16 protein-coding genes are annotated in these 16630 nt (G+C 64.0%); 3 read left to right on the top strand and 13 right to left on the bottom strand.

What is annotated here, in order from left to right; translation table 11 throughout:
- Position 1 precedes the first annotated feature (1 nt).
- The 13 genes from NKI97_RS03695 to NKI97_RS03635 all read right to left on the bottom strand — a co-directional run bounded on the left by NKI97_RS03695 (position 2) and on the right by NKI97_RS03635 (position 12521).
- Positions 2 to 676: a response regulator transcription factor gene (locus tag NKI97_RS03695; protein ID WP_254819962.1), complete on the bottom strand. Its 675-nt coding sequence runs from the start codon at positions 674 to 676 to the stop codon at positions 2 to 4.
- A gap of 399 nt (positions 677 to 1075) precedes the next feature.
- Positions 1076 to 2632, bottom strand: a complete 1557-nt coding sequence (locus NKI97_RS03690) for a Do family serine endopeptidase (RefSeq protein WP_352449039.1) — start codon at positions 2630 to 2632, stop codon at positions 1076 to 1078.
- Positions 2633 to 2748: 116 nt separating this feature from the next.
- Entirely contained in the window at positions 2749 to 3213 is a 465-nt protein-coding gene (locus NKI97_RS03685; protein WP_084641257.1) for a cytochrome c-type biogenesis protein, read from the bottom strand.
- Entirely contained in the window at positions 3210 to 5198 is a 1989-nt protein-coding gene (locus tag NKI97_RS03680) for a heme lyase CcmF/NrfE family subunit (RefSeq protein WP_352449040.1), read from the bottom strand. The genes NKI97_RS03685 and NKI97_RS03680 overlap by 4 nt, the downstream gene beginning before the upstream one ends.
- 14 nt (positions 5199 to 5212) lie before the next feature.
- Positions 5213 to 5656, bottom strand: coding sequence for a cytochrome c maturation protein CcmE (ccmE, locus tag NKI97_RS03675; protein WP_023677821.1), 444 nt, complete (start codon positions 5654 to 5656; stop codon positions 5213 to 5215).
- A 3-nt stretch (positions 5657 to 5659) separates the two neighbouring features.
- Positions 5660 to 6796, bottom strand: coding sequence for a c-type cytochrome biogenesis protein CcmI (gene ccmI, locus NKI97_RS03670; protein WP_352449041.1), 1137 nt, complete (start codon positions 6794 to 6796; stop codon positions 5660 to 5662).
- 222 nt (positions 6797 to 7018) lie between these two features.
- Positions 7019 to 7453 carry an RT0821/Lpp0805 family surface protein gene (locus tag NKI97_RS03665; protein WP_352449042.1) on the bottom strand — a complete coding sequence of 145 codons (435 nt, stop codon included), beginning with the start codon at positions 7451 to 7453 and terminating at the stop codon, positions 7019 to 7021.
- Positions 7454 to 7574: 121 nt separating this feature from the next.
- On the bottom strand, positions 7575 to 9002 hold the full coding sequence (locus NKI97_RS03660; protein ID WP_352449218.1) for an ATP-binding protein: 1428 nt from the start codon (positions 9000 to 9002) through the stop codon (positions 7575 to 7577).
- Positions 9003 to 9012: 10 nt separating this feature from the next.
- Positions 9013 to 9678, bottom strand: coding sequence for a response regulator transcription factor (locus NKI97_RS03655; protein ID WP_023718390.1), 666 nt, complete (start codon positions 9676 to 9678; stop codon positions 9013 to 9015).
- Between the two features lie 64 nt (positions 9679 to 9742).
- Positions 9743 to 10042, bottom strand: coding sequence for a hypothetical protein (locus tag NKI97_RS03650; RefSeq protein ID WP_352449043.1), 300 nt, complete (start codon positions 10040 to 10042; stop codon positions 9743 to 9745).
- 382 nt (positions 10043 to 10424) lie between these two features.
- A complete protein-coding gene (locus NKI97_RS03645; protein ID WP_352449044.1) occupies positions 10425 to 10835 on the bottom strand; it encodes a DUF3168 domain-containing protein in 411 nt (136 codons plus the stop codon).
- Between the two features lie 212 nt (positions 10836 to 11047).
- Positions 11048 to 11320 (bottom strand): hypothetical protein, encoded by a 273-nt coding sequence (locus NKI97_RS03640; RefSeq protein WP_023677828.1) that lies wholly within the window; start codon positions 11318 to 11320, stop codon positions 11048 to 11050.
- 304 nt (positions 11321 to 11624) lie between these two features.
- Positions 11625 to 12521 (bottom strand): LysR family transcriptional regulator, encoded by an 897-nt coding sequence (locus NKI97_RS03635; RefSeq protein WP_352449045.1) that lies wholly within the window; start codon positions 12519 to 12521, stop codon positions 11625 to 11627.
- 129 nt (positions 12522 to 12650) lie between these two features.
- Here NKI97_RS03635 and NKI97_RS03630 point away from each other — a divergent pair, with 129 nt between their 5' ends.
- The 3 genes from NKI97_RS03630 to NKI97_RS03620 all read left to right on the top strand — a co-directional run bounded on the left by NKI97_RS03630 (position 12651) and on the right by NKI97_RS03620 (position 16546).
- Complete coding sequence (locus NKI97_RS03630) at positions 12651 to 13544, top strand: class I SAM-dependent methyltransferase (RefSeq protein WP_352449046.1); 894 nt, start codon at positions 12651 to 12653, stop codon at positions 13542 to 13544.
- Positions 13471 to 14196, top strand: a complete 726-nt coding sequence (locus NKI97_RS03625) for an NAD(P)-dependent oxidoreductase (protein ID WP_352832762.1) — start codon at positions 13471 to 13473, stop codon at positions 14194 to 14196. Before NKI97_RS03630 ends, NKI97_RS03625 begins: the two co-directional genes overlap by 74 nt.
- A 190-nt stretch (positions 14197 to 14386) precedes the next feature.
- Entirely contained in the window at positions 14387 to 16546 is a 2160-nt protein-coding gene (locus NKI97_RS03620) for a transglycosylase domain-containing protein (protein WP_352449048.1), read from the top strand.
- Positions 16547 to 16630: the final 84 nt, after the last annotated feature.

Genomic DNA, 16630 nt, shown 5'->3' with positions numbered 1-16630 from the left:
TCTAGCCGCTTTTCAGCATGTAGCCGGCGCCGCGAACCGTGTGCAGGATCGGCTTGTCGAAGCCCTTCTCGATCTTGCCCCGCAGCCGCGAGATATGAACGTCGATGACGTTGGTCTGCGGATCGAAATGGTAGTCCCAGACATTCTCGAGCAGCATGGTGCGCGTCACCACCTGGCCGGCATGGCGCATCAGATATTCGAGCAGGCGGAACTCGCGCGGCTGCAGCGTTATCTCGCGCCCGGCGCGGCGCACCGAGTGCGACAGCCGGTCGAGTTCGAGATCACCGACCCGGTAGACGGTTTCGGCTTCCCTGGCGCTGGCGCGGCGGTTCAGCACCTCGACGCGGGCGAGCAGTTCGGAAAAGGCGTAGGGTTTGGTCAGATAGTCGTCGCCGCCGGCGCGCAGACCGGTGACCCGGTCGTCGACTTCGCCGAGCGCCGACAGGATCAGCACGGGCGTCGTATTGCCCCGGGACCTGAGCCCGGCAATGACGGACAGGCCATCGCGGCGCGGCATCATGCGATCAACGACCATGACGTCATAGTCGCCGGAATCAGCGAGTGCGAAGCCGGTTTCGCCGTCGCCGGCGACATGGGCGGTATGGCCGGCCTCGGCGAACGCCTTCTGCAGGTAGTCGGCCGCCTCGCGATCGTCTTCTATGACGAGAATCTTCATAGAACCGTTATACGCGATTTCGCTGGAAGATTGAGTGGCCGGCATATGCATCGTGGCCTTCTCCATGGCATGTCGCGAACAAAGTGATTCAGGGATACGCGGTAAGTCTTTGTTTTAGCATGTCGTTGGCCTAAAACCGCTTCACGCCTTGAGCGGCATGTTCGAGCGGCAGCGGCGATGGGAAGCCCGCTGCCGCTGGGGCGGAACACGATGACTGACTAACGTATTCAGGCCCCGTGCTTTCCCGTGCGGCGGCTCGGGGGTGTTGAAAACCGCCGCACCGGAAAAGTCGACCACTAGAGCGCCGCGCGTCCTCTTGGACGCGCAAAGGACGCTCTAGCACCTTGAATCGGCGCATGAGCCTTTCCGAAAACGGAATACGTGTTCGGGGTCATGCGCTCAGCCCTTGGCGACAGGCAGTGCGACGAAGCGGTTGCTGTCGTCGCGGGTGATCTGCATCAGCACCGCCTTGCGGCCGGACTTCACCGCGTCGGCCATCGCCTTGTCGACGTCGCCGGTGCCGGTCACTTCCGCCGAATTGACGGAGGTGATGACGTCGCCGGGCTGGATGCCGCGATCGGCGGCATCGCTGTCGGGGTCGACATCGGTCACCACAAGGCCCTTGCCATTGTCAGACTTGGTGACGGTCAGGCCGAGATCGGCGAGCGTGTCGGTCTTCGGCGCGGGGGCAGGCTGCTGGTCGGCCGAGGCCTGCTTGTCGCTCGACGGCAGCTTGCCGAGATCGACCTTAACCGCCTCGCTCTTGCCGTTGCGCCACACCGTGACGTCGACAGATTTGCCGGGCGGGTAAGCGCCAATCAGGCGGGCGAGTTCCTTGGGCGAAGCAACGTCCTTGCCGTCCACCTGGGTGATCACGTCACCGGCGGTGATGCCGGCCTTCTTGCCGGGACCGTTGTCCTGCGCGCTGGCAACGAGCGCGCCCTTGCCGGACCCAAGGCCAAGCGACTCGGCGATTTCGGGGGTGACCGGCTGGATCTCGACACCGAGCCAGCCGCGCTGCACGGTGCCGTTCTTCATCAGATCCTGCACGACCTGCTTGGCGGTCGAAGCGGGAATGTCGAAGGCAATGCCGACGCTGCCGCCCGAGGGCGAGAAGATCGCGGTGTTGATGCCGACAACCTGGCCGTTGAGGTTAAAGGTCGGGCCGCCCGAATTGCCGCGGTTCACCGAGGCGTCGATCTGGATGAAGTCGTCATAGGGACCGGCGCCGATATCGCGGCCGCGGGCCGAAACGATGCCTGCGGTAACCGTGCCGCCGAGGCCGAACGGATTGCCGACAGCCACCACCCAGTCGCCGACGCGAACCTTGGAATCGTCGGCGAAGTCGACATAGGTGAACTTGCTGCCGTCATCGACCTTGAGCACGGCAAGATCGGTGCGCGGGTCCGTGCCGATCAGCTTGGCGTCGAGTTCCTTGCCGTCATTGGTCACCACGGTGAAGGCGGTGCCCTCCTCGACGACATGGTTGTTGGTGACGAGATAGCCGTCATCGGAGATGAAGAAACCGGATCCCTGCGCCACCGGCCGCGGCTGGTCGTTGTTGCGGTCACGGTGTCCAAAACGGCGCATTCCGTTCGGGCCTTGATCGCCGCCTTGATCGCCAAAGCCGCGGAATTCGCGGAAGAACCGGCGCAGCTGCGGGTTGTCGGGAAGATTGCCTAAGCCGTCCTCGTCGTCCATCTGGCCGGAACCGTCATCGGCCGTCGACTGGATCTTGGCCTTGACGCGCACGCTGACGACCGCCGGCGAAACGCGATCGACCACATCGGCGAAGCTCGGGACCTGCGGTGCCTCGACACGCACGGCGTCGGCCAGCACCGGGGCTGTCCCGGTGGCAACAGCACCAAAGCCGATCGCGCCGGCAATGGCCAGGGATGCGGCTGCGGCCAGAAGGCGTTTGCGGGTGCGTAGATATGAATTGGGGGCAACATTCATGGTTCTCGTATCCTCTTTTCAAGGGACGCCCCTTGATTGGCATCCTCGACAAAGGAAATAGAGGGCCGCACATTACGGCGCCATTTCCGGTACATGAAACTTTCGTAATGTATCGATCAATCGCGGCGGAGCATCTTGTCCAGCGCCGCCTGTTCCTCGGCAGTTAATGCAGCGGTCACCGTCGAACGGCGCGAACGGGCGGCCAGCAGGATGAATGTCCCGCCAACGAGCAGCAGAAGAACTGGCGTCCCCCAGAGCAAAACATTGCGCAGATTGAAGCGTGGCTTCAGCAGCACGAATTCGCCGTAGCGCGAAACGACATAGTCCATCACCTGCCGGTCGGTATCGCCGGCGACCAGGCGCTGGCGCACAAGGATGCGCAGGTCGCGGGCGAGGTCGGCATCGGACTCGTCGATCGACTGGTTCTGGCAGACCATGCAGCGCAGGCCTTCCGACAAAGCGCGCGCCCTCGCCTCGAGTGCCGGGTCGGCGAGCACCTCGTCGGGCTTGACCGCCTGCGCGGCGCCGGCGAACAACAGCGCCAGCAGCAGGACCAGCGAGGCCAGCGTGACCCTTTTCATTGCGGGCTCGCCGATGGCACGCCGGCCGCAGCCTTGCGGCGCGACGGTGCGCCGACGCGCAGGCGGCGGTCGAGCAGCGACATCGCCGCGCCCGCCATCATCACCAGTCCGCCGCCCCAGATCAGCGTCACCAGCGGCTTCCACCACAGACGAACGACCACAGAGCCATCGCTGCCCTCGTCGCCAAGCGAAAGATAGAGCTGGCTGAAGCCGATCGTCCTGATGCCGGATTCGGTTGTGGTCATCTGGCGCACCGGATATGAGCGCTTGGCCGAGGTGATCTCGCCTGCGACGCTGCCGTCGGCGCCTAGCAGGGCGAAGCGGCCGCGATCCTCACTGTAGTTAGGCCCCTGGGCCGGATAGAGCCCCTCGAAGCGCAGCTTGTGGCCGGACAGTTCGACGGTCTCGCCGGCATGCATCGCCAAGATTTTTTCGGTGCCGAAGCAAAGCGTGCCGACAATGCCGAGCGTTGTCAGCCCGAGGCCGAGATGCGCAAGCGCTGTGCCGAAGACCGAGCGCGGCAGGCCGGCGAAGCGCCTGAGCATGGTGGCGGGCACGACGGTGCCGAAGCCGGATTTGACGGCGAGATCGGTGAGCGCGCCGCAGATCAGCCAGAAGGCAAGGCCGACACCGAGTGCCGCCAACACCGAAGCGCCATCGATGAACAGGGCCGTCACCAGCACGGCGAGCAGCGCCGCCGCGAAAGCCGCCATCAGGCGCTGGGCGACGGCGAAAATGTCGCCGCGCTTCCAGGCGAGGAGCGGCCCGAACGGCACGACGACCAGCAACGGCACCATCAGCGGGCCGAATGTCAGGTTGAAGAACGGCGCGCCGACCGAAATCTTGTCGGCAGACAGGGCTTCGACGACGAGCGGGTAGAGCGTGCCGACCAGCACGGTGGCGGTGGCGGTGGTCAGGAACAGATTGTTCAGGACCAGCGCGCCTTCGCGCGAGATCGGGTGAAACAGGCCGCCGGCCGTCAGCCGGGAGGCGCGCAAGGCAAATAGCGCCAGCGAACCGCCGATGAACAGCGTCAGGATGCAGAGGATGAACACGCCACGCGTCGGATCGGTGGCGAATGCGTGCACCGAGGTCAGCACGCCGGAACGCACCAGGAAGGTGCCGAGCAGCGACAGTGAGAAGGTCAGGATCGCCAGAAGCAGCGTCCAGATCTTCAGCGCCGAGCGCTTTTCCATGACGATCGCCGAATGCAGCAGCGCCGTGCCCGCCAGCCACGGCATGAAGGATGCGTTCTCGACCGGATCCCAGAACCAGAAGCCGCCCCAGCCGAGCTCGTAATAAGCCCAGTAGGAGCCCATGGCGATGCCGCCGGTGAGGAACATCCAGGCAACCAATGTCCACGGCCTTACCCAGCGCGCCCACGAAGCGTCAATGCGGCCCTCGATGAGGGCAGCGACAGAGAAGGAAAAGCAGATCGAGAAACCGACATAGCCGAGATAAAGCAGCGGCGGATGGATGGCGAGGCCGAGGTCCTGCAGGATCGGGTTGAGATCGCGGCCCTCGATAGGCGCCGGATTGAGCCTGACGAACGGGTTCGACGTCGTCAGGATGAACAGGAAGAAAGTGGCGCCGATCGCTCCCTGCACGGCAAGCACATTGGCCCGGAGCGTCGCCGGAAGATTGCCGCCGAAGACGGCGACGAGCGCGCCGAAGAAGGTCAGGATCAGCACCCAGAGCAGCATCGAACCTTCGTGATTGCCCCAGGTTCCGGTGATCTTGTAGATCAGCGGCTGCAGCGAATGCGAGTTCTCCCAGACGCTCTCAACCGAGAAGTCGGAGCCGGCGTAGGCGGTTGTCAGCGCCACGAAAGACAGCGCCGTCAAGGCAAAGCCGGTCAGCGCGGCCGGTGCGCCGACGGCCATCATCTTGTGGTTGCCGGTGCGCGCACCGAACAGCGGCACCATCGTCTGCACCAGGGCCAGCGCAAACGCCAGGATCAGGGCGAAATGTCCGGTTTCAACCATTGTCACCGCACCCGCTAGTCACTCTTGCTCTCCTGCCATACGCCCTTGGCCTTGAGGCCGTCGGCCACTTCCTTGGGCATATAGGTCTCGTCATGCTTGGCCAGCACGCTGTCGGCGACAAAGATTCCGTCAGGGCCAAACGAGCCTTCGGTGATCACGCCCTGTCCTTCCCGGAAGAGGTCGGGAAGAATGCCGGTATAGGTGACCTTGACGTCCTTCTGGTTGTCGGTCACCGAAAAGGCGACGGTGGCGCCTTGGCTACGCTCGACCGTGCCTTTTTCGACGAGACCGCCGAGCCTGATGCGCTGGCCCGGCTGAAGGCTGGCGGTGGCCAGATCGGCCGGCATGTAGAAATAGGAGGCCTTCTGGCCAAGCGCATAGAAGGTCAGCCCCGTGGCAACACCGAGAAACCCCAGCCCCGCTGCGATCACCGACAGTCGTTTCTGCTTGCGCGTCATCGTCTACTCCGTCGCCGTCACGCCAAGCGAGGCGGCAAAGGCGGTGAATTTCCTGGCCTGGTCGCTGTCCGCGCCAAAGACGGCGATACCGCGATTGAGCGCATCACGCGCCTGATCTGTCTTGCCCAGCACGGCATAGGAACGAACGAGCTGCATCCACCCTTCCTCGTCGCGCGGATTTTGCCGAAGCCTTTCGTCGAGGCCGGCAACCATGGTGCTGATCATGGCTTGCCGGTCCTGCGGCGACATCGAGGAGGCAGCATCGATATCCTCGGCGGTCGGCCCTTTCGCGGGCGCCTCCGAAGCGACGCTGCGGGCGGCGGATTCGGCCAGCGCCTGCTCGACGGCGCCGCGCCACGGCGAGCCCTGCGGCAAGGCGGCAAGCATCTTTTGCCAGGCCGCCGTGGCTTCAGCTATGCGGCCTTCCTGTGCCATGCCCATGGCGAGATAGAACGAGGCCTTCGGATTGGCCGGATCGAGCTTCAACGCCGCCTCGAAAGCCGCCTGCGCTTCGGCGGAGACAATGCCGCCGGCCGCATTGGCGATCGCCTCGCCAAGACCCGCCTGGCGGGCGGCGCTGTCGCCGTCGAGGCGGATGGCGTTGCGATAGGCGGTCACCGCATCGGCGTATCGCTGCATGCGCAGATAGACCGGCGCCAGCACGTCCCAGCCGCGGCCATCGGATGGGTTGGCCGCCAGGTGCGCCTCGGCGCGGGCTATCAGCTCGTCGACCGAGCTGTCGGCGGGGTTCTTGGCCAGGCGTTCGCTGAGCGGCTGCGACGGCAGGTCGGGTGAGCCGAGCTGGCCATAGAGGCCCCAGCTGACCAGCGGAACCAGCAGCACGGCCGCTGTCGCCACCAGCCTTGTCGACCGCGACGGCGGCGTCGCCGTGTCGTCGGCGTGGCCGGCATTGCTCAGGCGAAGGATGCGGCGGGCGATTTCGGCGCGTGCCTCTTCGGCCTCCATTGGCTGGATCAGGCCACGCGCCATATCGCGGTCAAGCTCGGCCAGCTGGTCGCGATAGACTTCAAGGTCGTGATCGCCAGCAGCGGACGCGTTCTTCGATCCGCCGGCCAACGGCAGCAGCACCGCCAGGCTTGCGCCCAGCGTCAGGATTGCGGCTATGACCCAGAACAGCATGGCTCTTCCAATAGAACGAGACCCTTGCCCTGCCAACACAAGCGTGCTGCGACGCTTTGGCGGGGCCGCTCCGATCGATAATGCATGTCGCGCAAAAGTGTGCAGCGGTTTTGCGACAACGACCATGCATCAAAACAAGAACCTAAAGCGCGTCGCATGAGGCCGGTCGAACGCGACGCGCTTTGGTGCCGGACCGGAATCGGCGGATCGACGACCGGCCAGCTACGTCAGAGGCGTCCAGCTGCCGTCGGCATTGCGGCAGGCGGTTCCGCGCGCGGTGGCGCCGGCGGTGCCGGTAAACACCGTATGGGTGTATTGCCGGCAGTCCTGCGAGCCGACGCGATAGGGCTGGGCGGCGACCACTTCGCCGCGATGGGCCGAACCGTCGCTCTTCCAAGCCACTTTCTGGCCGCTCGCCGTGTATTCAAGCGCCTTGTATTCCGCCTCGAGCGCGCTGCGCTTCTCGGTCTCGCTCAGGCCGGCGCCGATAGAGCCGCCGACGAGGCCGCCGCCCATGGCGGAGATGATCGTCGTCGCCACCTTGGCGCCGCTGGGGGGCGTCGCGGCCGGCGTCACCGTAACGGCCGGGCCCTTGCCGAGCGTTGTGCAGCCGGAGACGGCGAGCAGGGCGGAAACGAGCGCGACGCGAATCTTCATGCCAATACCGGCTTTCTTGAGCTGGACCGCCGCGCTGTCAGCAGCTGGCGCGGCCATAATGTCGATGTTTGTCGGAAATTTGGCCGCAGCCGGCCACCTGGAAAAGCAATCTGGAAAAGCATTACTGAAGGCTCCGCAATCGAACCATCGCCTTCAATCCACCCATGACGGATCGTTCCAGCGCCAGAGAGCCTCCATACTCGTTGACAAGGTCGGCGACAATGGCAAGTCCGAGCCCGCTGCCCGGTTTTGTCTCGTCGAGACGCCGGCCGCGCTGCAACACCTCGCGCGCCTTGTCGTCGGGAATGCCGGGGCCGTCATCCTCGATGCTGATCTCGAACAGGCTGGCTGCGCCTTCCGTGCCAGCGCCACCCTTGCTGGAGATTGGCTTGACCGAAACGGCGACCGCGCTCCTTGCCCATTTCATCGCATTGTCGAGCAGATTGCCGAGCAGCTCCTCCAGGTCCTCGCGTTCGCCGGCAAAGACGATGTCGGTGGCCGGCAGTGAGAGCGACAGCGCCGTCTGCGGGTTGAGCTTCTGCAGCACCCGAACCATGCGCTGGACCAGCGGCGCCACCGGCGTACGGTAGACGAGGCTGTCGCGCTGCGCGGCGACGCGGGCACGTTGCAGATAATGGTCCACTTGCTTTTGCATGGAAGCGGCCTGCTCGGCGATCAGCTGGCCCTTGGCGCCACCCAGCGCCCGTCCCTCGTTGAGCAGCACGGCAAGCGGCGTCTTCAGCGAGTGAGCCAGGTTGCCGACCTGCGTGCGCGACCGCTCGACGATACGCCTGTTGTTCTCGATCAGCGCATTGGTCTCGTTGGCGAGCGGCTCGATCTCGGCCGGGAAACGGCCGTCTAGGCGCTGCGCGGTTCCTTCGCGCACCATGGCAAGCGCATTCCTGACCCGGCGCAGCGGCTGCAGGCCGAGCAGGATGGCAATCGCATTGATGGCGATCATGCCGACGCCGAACAGCGACAGATAGGTCAAAAGGCGCCGCTGGAAGGTGGCGATTTCCTGCTCGAGCTCGGTCTGGTTGCCCATGACGCGGAAGCGCGCGGCGCGGTTTTTCGCATCGAGCACGAACTCGCTCTCGAACACCTCCAACTGCTCGCCTTCGATGCCGTCCGCTGAATAGCTGCGCTGGAAGCTGGCATTGAAGGGCACCTCGGCAACGCTTGGCGACGGGATCGCCTTGGTCATCGACGACGAATGGAGATCGCCGTGCACGCCTTCCGAGGCAGGCTCGACCGACCAGTACCAGCCGGAATTCGGTTCCGAGAACCTCAAATCACCAAGGTCGGGGGCGCCGGTCAATTGGCCGCTTTCAGAAACGCCGACCGAGCCGATCAGGTTGAACAGATGCGCCGAAAGCAGGCTGTCGAAACCGCGCTCGCTGGCCTGGCGATAGAGCGTGGTGATCAAGGTGAAGATGACGACCAGAGTGAGGATCGCCCAGACCGTGGAAAAGGCGATGACGCGAAACGCCACCGAACGCGGCCATGACCGCAGCGACGGCGTGTTCGAGACGGCGGGTTTTGTAGGCAGCGGTTCCGCGTTACGCCTCCGGCTTACGCATGCGGTAGCCCATGCCGCGAACGGTTTCGATCATGTCGATGCCCATCTTCTTGCGAAGCCGTCCGACAAAGACCTCGATCGTGTTGGAATCGCGGTCGAAATCCTGGTCGTAGAGATGCTCGACCAGCTCGGTCCGGGACACCACCTCGCCCATGTGGTGCATCAAATAGGCAAGCAAGCGGAATTCGTGCGAGGTCAGCTTCAGCGGCACGCCGTCGACGTCGGCCTTGGAGGCCTTGGTGTCGAGGCGGAGCGGCCCGCAGGTCAGTTCGGACGAAGCGTGCCCGGCAGCACGCCGGATCAAGGCCCGCACCCTGGCCAGGATTTCCTCGATGTGGAAGGGTTTGGTGACGTAGTCGTCGGCGCCGGCGTCGATGCCGGCAACCTTGTCGCTCCAGCGGTCGCGTGCCGTCAGGATCAGCACCGGCATCTTGCGGCCGCCGCGCCGCCAGCGCTCGACCACGCTGATGCCGTCCATCTGCGGCAGGCCGATGTCGAGCACCACGGCATCGTAGGGCTCGGTGTCGCCGAGAAAGTGCCCTTCCTCGCCGTCGAAAGCGCGGTCGACGACATAGCCGGCATCGACCAGCGCGTCGCCGATCTGCCGGTTGAGATCCTTGTCATCTTCGACGACGAGTACGCGCATGCGGAAGGCCTGTTGAAGCTGTTCAGATATAGGCCGATTCCGGCAGACTGGGAAACGGCACGGTTCAGTTCAGCGGAACGACGATCTCCGAGCGACGGGGACGCTGCCCGTCCTTGCCCGGAACGAGCACGACGATGACGCAGACCGGCTGGCCGCCGCGTGTCGACTGCGAGGCCTTGGCCAGGGTGCCGCCATTCTGCTCGGCCACCTGCTGGCCGATCGCGTAGCAGTCGGACGCGGCGAGGACGACCGGCTGAGTCCACTCGGGCACGACAGCGGGGATCGCCATCGCCTGCGACGCAAGCAGACCGGCGGCTGACAGCGCCAGTGCCGCGGTCCGGAAGTGGGAGCGAAGGGTTTTCATGGTCAGCGTTCTAACGCGCCGGTGCTGAACGTGATATGAACGGTGAACGCTCGAATGCATGCCCGCCACACCCCTGAAGCGCGAGATTACCGGATTGCCATTTCGCCGCCCGGCTCCGCGAAATCGCCAATGTTTAACCTAGCCCTCCAATCCTTCGCCGACAACCGGGCATCGTTTGGCGGTGAAAGGCAATCGCTTCAGGTTTGCCCCGACTTCGACAATCGATCCGGCAACCGAAGGCAGGTTCAGGCGAACCGACCGGAAATAAAAACCCGCCTCTGCGGCGGGTCGCTGGCGCCATCAGCACCATAGGGAATTAATAGCATAGCTGCCGGCACAAAGCAAGAACAAAATTGCCCGATTTGCAAAAAGTGCCCGGTGGTCAGCCCTCTTCCTTGATCACGGCACGGAAGCGCAGCAGCCCGTGATGGGCCGAAAGGTCCTCGTCGTAGCGGGCTTCGGCGAATTCGAGCTTGAGGTAGGCGCGGCGATGTTCGCCGAGCGAGAGAGCCGTATCGCGCAGGCGGGTGCTAACAAGGTCCATGATGTCATTGGTTTCCTTGCTGGCCTCTGATTTCGACCAGACATGCAACGTCAGCAACTGTTCTGCGTCGTTCTCCATCCCCGTTGCCCAATCGTAGACGCTGGTGCGGCCGAAGGTCATGTGGGGGAACGCAACATTTTCCGGCGCACGGTCGAACAATCTTGCGTCGCCCAATGCCGCCGATAAATCGGGATCGCCATTCACAGCATCGAATATGGCCTTCTGCAATTCGACGGCCGGCGCGGTCATCGCCTTTCCCCTCGCCCGTCGCGTCGACCTCCCGGCTGCGTAGCTGCGTTGCATGAAGACATCCCGGCAAAGCGCGAATCAGCGCGTCTCATGCGGATTATGAACCTTCATGATCTCGGCAATAAGCCCTGCTCCTGGGATGCGCGACACCGCGGCAGACGAAGCGGATGCGTTTGCTTCCTAGCTGCGGCTAGGGTTGGGAAGTGTCAGGCTCATGATTTCGCCTGCGTCGATGCGGAGACGGCCTGCTTGAGTGCCCGCGACGCCCGCTTCTTCTTCGGGGCGACCGGATTCAGAGCTGCCGCCGCGCGGTCCGCCTCTTCCTTGGCCAGTCGCAATTCCCTCAGCCTTGCCGTCTTGATGGTCCTGGCCTTCGCCTCCGAGAGATATTCGGCAGTTGCTTTGTTCCGCTCCGCCGTCTTCTTTTGATTTTCCATGAAGCGAGCCTCAGATTTTCCCATGATGTTCTGATTGCCTTGGGCCATCCGTAAAATCTCCTTGCAGCTAAAGTCGAAAACGTGAATTTCACTGTAAGATAGGTGTTTCACAGCGGAAATTCAATTCTCAGGCATTTGGCATGACCCAACTGTGGTGAGAGACCTGGCGGAAATAATACCTGTTAATATTATCACGCAAGATTCTCTGGCGCTCCCGCAAATCGAGTATCCAGCGAGTCTTCCGAGAGAACCAACGCCGGACGATACGGTGCGACCCGCAAAGAGCGGGACAAGCGTCCCGTGTGACGACTGCCAATCCTCGGCACCTCGCGCAAGCGGCTGCACCATGCCCCTACTGCGTCTCGCCGCTGATCACCTCGGCATGGTCCTTGATGATGGTAGAAACGAAGCGGATGACGGCGCGCACCGGCGCCTCCGCCCCGATTTCACGGCGATAGACGAGCGACACCGGATGACTGCCGAGAATGTCGGGGGCAAGGCGCACCATCCGCGGTTCAGCTTCGGCCAACATGCAGGGCATTACCGCCAGACCGGCGCCACTCAGAGCCGCCGCCAACATTTCCGTCATTTCGGCAACGCGAAGGACAATTGTCGCGCCGGCGCCGTGCGCCTCAACCCATTTGGCGCCGGGGACGCCGGCAAGGCTTGCGTGAAATCCAATGATCTCGTGTCCGGCCAACTGGCGAGGGTCGATGGGCATTGGGTGATGGTCGAGATAGCGCTGGGACGCATAGATCGACCAGCCCGCAACACAAAGCTTCTGCGCGATCAAATCGTCTGCGGCGACGGTGCCGATCCGGACCGCAAGGTCGGCCTCGCCGTGCTGCAGGTCCACTGGCCTGCTGCCGCTCGTCAGTTCCAGGTTGATATCTGGGTGGGCCTTATGGAACCCGGCCATACGCTCGGCAAAAAGGGGGCTGAAGCCCGACGGCAGTGCCAGCCGAACGCTATTCTTGCCCGAACGCACAAGCGCCGTCAGTGCTTGCATGGTACGTTCAAGCTCATCACCGAGCGGCAGCAATGTCTGGCCAAGCGGCGTGATCTCGATACCTTGCCGCGTGCGCACGACAAGCGAAACCCCGAGTGCCGCCTCAAGAGCAGCCAGGCGCCGGCTGATCGTCGTGTGACGCACGCCGAGCACGCGCGCTGCTCCCGACAACGTTCCCGCGCGGGCGGCAGCGAGAAAGTAGCGCAGATCGTTCCAGTCCGGTTCGCCGGTCTTGGTCACGAATCTAGTCTAGATCAATTCCTCGCCGCGCACCTGTGCAGTTTTGCACAAGCATGCGCGGAAATTGCAAATCGCCTGAATTTGACGTCCGCGCGAGAATAGGCCTGATCCAATTCAGGGAAGCGATCGATGGATATCGAAGGTTTGCGAACGGTGGTGGCGCGGCACGCGACGTCGGCCAATGCGTTGGTGGCGCTCGGTTTGGCGATGGAGGCGCGTATTTCCGGCACGCCACTCGAGGGCAGTGTGGCCCGGCGCACAGGGGCCGTGCTTGCCGAACTCGGCGCCTCCGACATCGTGGCAAGTGCTGGCGTCATCGAACTTACGCCGGTGCTGGCCAGCATCCGGGTCGACCTGCTTTCAGGTGGCAAGCTGCTGTCGCGCTCCTCCGAAAGCGTCGAGGCCCTGGAAGCCCGTTTACGCCAGGCCTTCGGCGACGTTTCATCTGGCTTCCCGGCGTTGCTGAAGCGGCTGATCGCGCCACAACTGGCCGGTTTGCCGGAGAGGCTCGCCGCACCGGGCGCAGCCTTCCTGGATATCGGCGTCGGCGTCGGCGCCCTGTCGGTGTCGATGCTGCGGCAATGGCCCGGCCTGAAGGCGGTCGGTGTCGATCCCCTGCCTGAGGCCATCGCGCAGGCCGCTGCCAACGTCAAGGCAGCCGCGCTCGAACATCGCATCGAACTGCGCACCGGGCTGGGCCAGGATATCGCGGACACGGACGCGTTCGACCTTGTTTTCGTACCAAGCGCCTTCATCCCCGAGCCGGATGTCAGGGCCATCGTCAAGCGCAGCCACGCCGCGTTGCGGCGCGGCGGCTGGCTGCTGCTGGCAATGGTCAATCCTGGACCGGATGCACTGGGAGACGCCCTCGCCCGCTTCCGCACCACAATGTGGGGCGGCACGGTCTTTGAAAAGGGCGCAGCCCAGGACCTGGTCGATCAGAGCGGCTATGCCGACAGCCGGTTGCTGCCCGGCCCGACCGGGGCGCCTGTCGCCTTCGTCGCCGGGCGTAAGCGGGGCTAACGGTTTCCAGGAGCGGACGATGAAACTGCTGATCTTCGGCGCTTCCGGTGCGACGGGTCGACTGCTTGTCTCGGCGGCGTTGGCGAAGGGCCATGCGGTGACCGCCTTCGTCCGCACGCCGGGCAAGCTTGCCATCAGCCACGAAAATCTGAAGGTGATCGTCGGAAACGTCGCCGATCGGCAGGCAGTCGAACGCGCCGTTGTTAGGTATGATGCGGTTTTCAGCTGTCTTGGGGTGGGCGTGCCGCTGAAACGCGATCCGGCCGTCGTTGCCGGCATCGGCTTCATCGTCGCGGCGATGCAGCAGGCCGGCCCCGAACGGCTCATCTATCTTTCATTCCTTGGAGTTCGCGACAGCCGGCGACAACTGGGCCCCCTGTTGGGCAACATCATCGCCCCATTGGTGCTGCGCAATGAGGTGGCGGACCACGAAGTGAAGGAAAGCCTGATCGTTCAATCCAATCTCGACTGGACCATCGTGCGGCCGCCCAAGCTGAGCAATGGAGCGGCAACGGGTGAATTCCGCCACGGCAATGGCATCCGGTCGGCGTCGTTGCTGCCGACACTGGCGCGGGCCGACGTAGCGGCGTTCATGCTCGCCCAGCTCGACGACACCACCTACTCGCGCAGGGCAGTCAGCATCCTGCGCTGACGCCGCACGGGAGCCGTCTTCCCCGCGACAAACCTCCCGCTTATCTTCATCGCCCTTATCTTCATCGCCCCTATCTTCATCGCCCTTGTAGGCAGCGCCAAAATGGACGAATAGTCATAGTGGCGCGCCGCCGTGAGATTGCCGGTGTGCGGTTTCTCAGTTGGCGGCATCGCCGCAGCCGGATCCTGGAATGGCCAGTCCTTTGGAACCACGCAAGAGAAGAGGTCCGGTCGCCGCAAGGCTGCTGGCGGTGGATGCGTGGATCGATTCCTCGGTCTACGAAATCGGCTTCAGGGCGCGCCAGTTCTGGGAGGCGGCGACCATCTTCTCGCGGCGTTTCCGCGTCGTCGGCTGGCGCCGCGGCATGATCGAACTGTTGAGCGAAGGGTTTACGCTCGGTGCCGGCGGCATCGTCGTCCTTTTAGCGCTAGCCTTGCCGGCCTTCCAGATAACCGCCGGCGACTGGCGCACGCAAGGCGACTTCGCCGTCACCTTCCTCGACCGCTACGGCAACGAGATCGGCCAGCGCGGCATCATCCAGCGCGATTCGGTGCCGGTCGACGAGATGCCCGACCATGTCATCAAGGCGGTGCTGGCGACCGAAGACCGCCGTTTCTTCGACCATTACGGCATCGATGTGCTCGGCCTGTCGCGCGCCATATTCGAGAATGTGCGGGCAAATTCCGTCGTCCAGGGTGGCTCGAGCATCACCCAACAGCTGGCCAAGAACCTGTTCCTGACCAATGAGCGGACATTCGAGCGCAAGATCAAGGAAGCGTTCCTGTCGCTATGGCTCGAAGCCAATCTGTCGAAGAAGGAAATCCTGCAGCTTTACCTCGACCGCGCCTATATGGGCGGCGGCACCTTCGGCATCGAGGCAGCGGCCGATTTCTATTTCGGCAAGAGCGTCAAGGACCTTAACTTAGCCGAGGCGGCGATGCTGGCCGGCCTGTTCAAGGCGCCGACCAAATATGCGCCGCACATAAACCTGCCCGCCGCCCGGGCGCGGGCCAACGTGGTGCTGTCCAATCTGGTCGATTCCGGCTTCATGACCGAAGGCCAGGTGCTGCAGGCAAGGCTGCACCCGGCCGAAATCGTCGACCGCGGCGAGCAGAAGAGCCCCGACTATTACCTCGACTGGGCCTTCGACGAGGTCAAGAAGATCGCCGCCAAAGGCGGCCCGCACTCGCTTGTCGCCCACACCACCTTCGATGCCAACATCCAGAAGGCGGCCGAAGAATCGATGGAGTTCCACCTCCGCCAGTTCGGCAAGGAATACAACGTCACCGAGGGCGCCATCGTCGTCATCGAGACCAATGGCGCGGTCAGGGCGATCGTCGGCGGCCGCGACTACGGCGCCAGCCAGTTCAATCGCGCCACCAAAGCGCTTCGCCAGACCGGCTCCTCGTTCAAGCCCTATGTCTATGCGACGGCGATGGAGCATGGCTTCACGCCGGATTCGGTGGTTTCCGGCGGACCCATCTCCTGGGGCAGCTGGTCGCCCCACAATTACAATGGCGGGTCGGCCGGCAACGTCACGCTGATCACGGCGATGGCCAAATCGATCAATACGGTGCCGGTGCGGCTGGCCAAGGATTATCTCGGCATCAAGCCGATCAAGGCGATGGCCGAGGCGATGGGCATCGAGTCGCCGCTGGAATCGCACAAGACCATGGTGCTCGGCACGTCGGGCATGACCGTGATGGACCAGGCGACGGGTTACAGCGTATTTGCCCAGAACGGCCTTGCCGGAACCCGGCACGGCGTCAGCCAACTCTTCACCCGTACCGGCGAGGTGGTCTACGACTTCGCCAAGGATGCGCCGCCGCCGCATCGGGTGCTGTCGGAGCTGGCGCTCAAATACATGAACACCATGCTGGCGGCGGTGCCGGTGATCGGCACTGCCCGGCGCGCAGCCCTTCCAAACATCGTCGTCGCCGGCAAGACCGGCACGACCCAGTCCTACCGCGATGCCTGGTTTGTCGGCTTTACCGGCAACTACACGGCCGCCGTCTGGCTCGGCAATGACGACTTCACCGCGACCAACAAGATGACCGGCGGCACGCTGCCGGCCATGGTGTGGCAGCGGCTGATGGTCTATGCGCACCAGAATATCGACCTCAGACCGATCCCCGGCCTCGATCACCCCTTCGTCGATGCCGAAATTGCCGCCAAGGCCGAGGAAGCGGAAAAGAAGAACGCCGAACAGGCAGCAGCCGATGCCGCCGCCGAGCGTCCGCCGGTGCTGTCCAGCCGGACCACCCAGACCCTGAAGGAACTGACCAGGCTGTTCCAGGCGGCACCCGTGCTCGACGCGCCCGCTGCGCCGGAGACCCTGTCGGCGCTGTGACGGCCAATTGCGCGGGGCCGCTTGCCACAAGGCCCTGCGCCGCGATATCCCCGAGCGGCAATCTTTCAGTCCCGGCCTTCGGTT

The sequence above is a fragment of the Mesorhizobium sp. M0296 genome, assembly GCF_040321675.1.
In the GTDB taxonomy this organism is placed as follows: Bacteria; Pseudomonadota; Alphaproteobacteria; order Rhizobiales; family Rhizobiaceae; genus Mesorhizobium.
The sequence above is the reverse complement of the archived record's forward strand: the minus strand, read 5'-3'. Positions and strand labels throughout refer to the sequence as shown.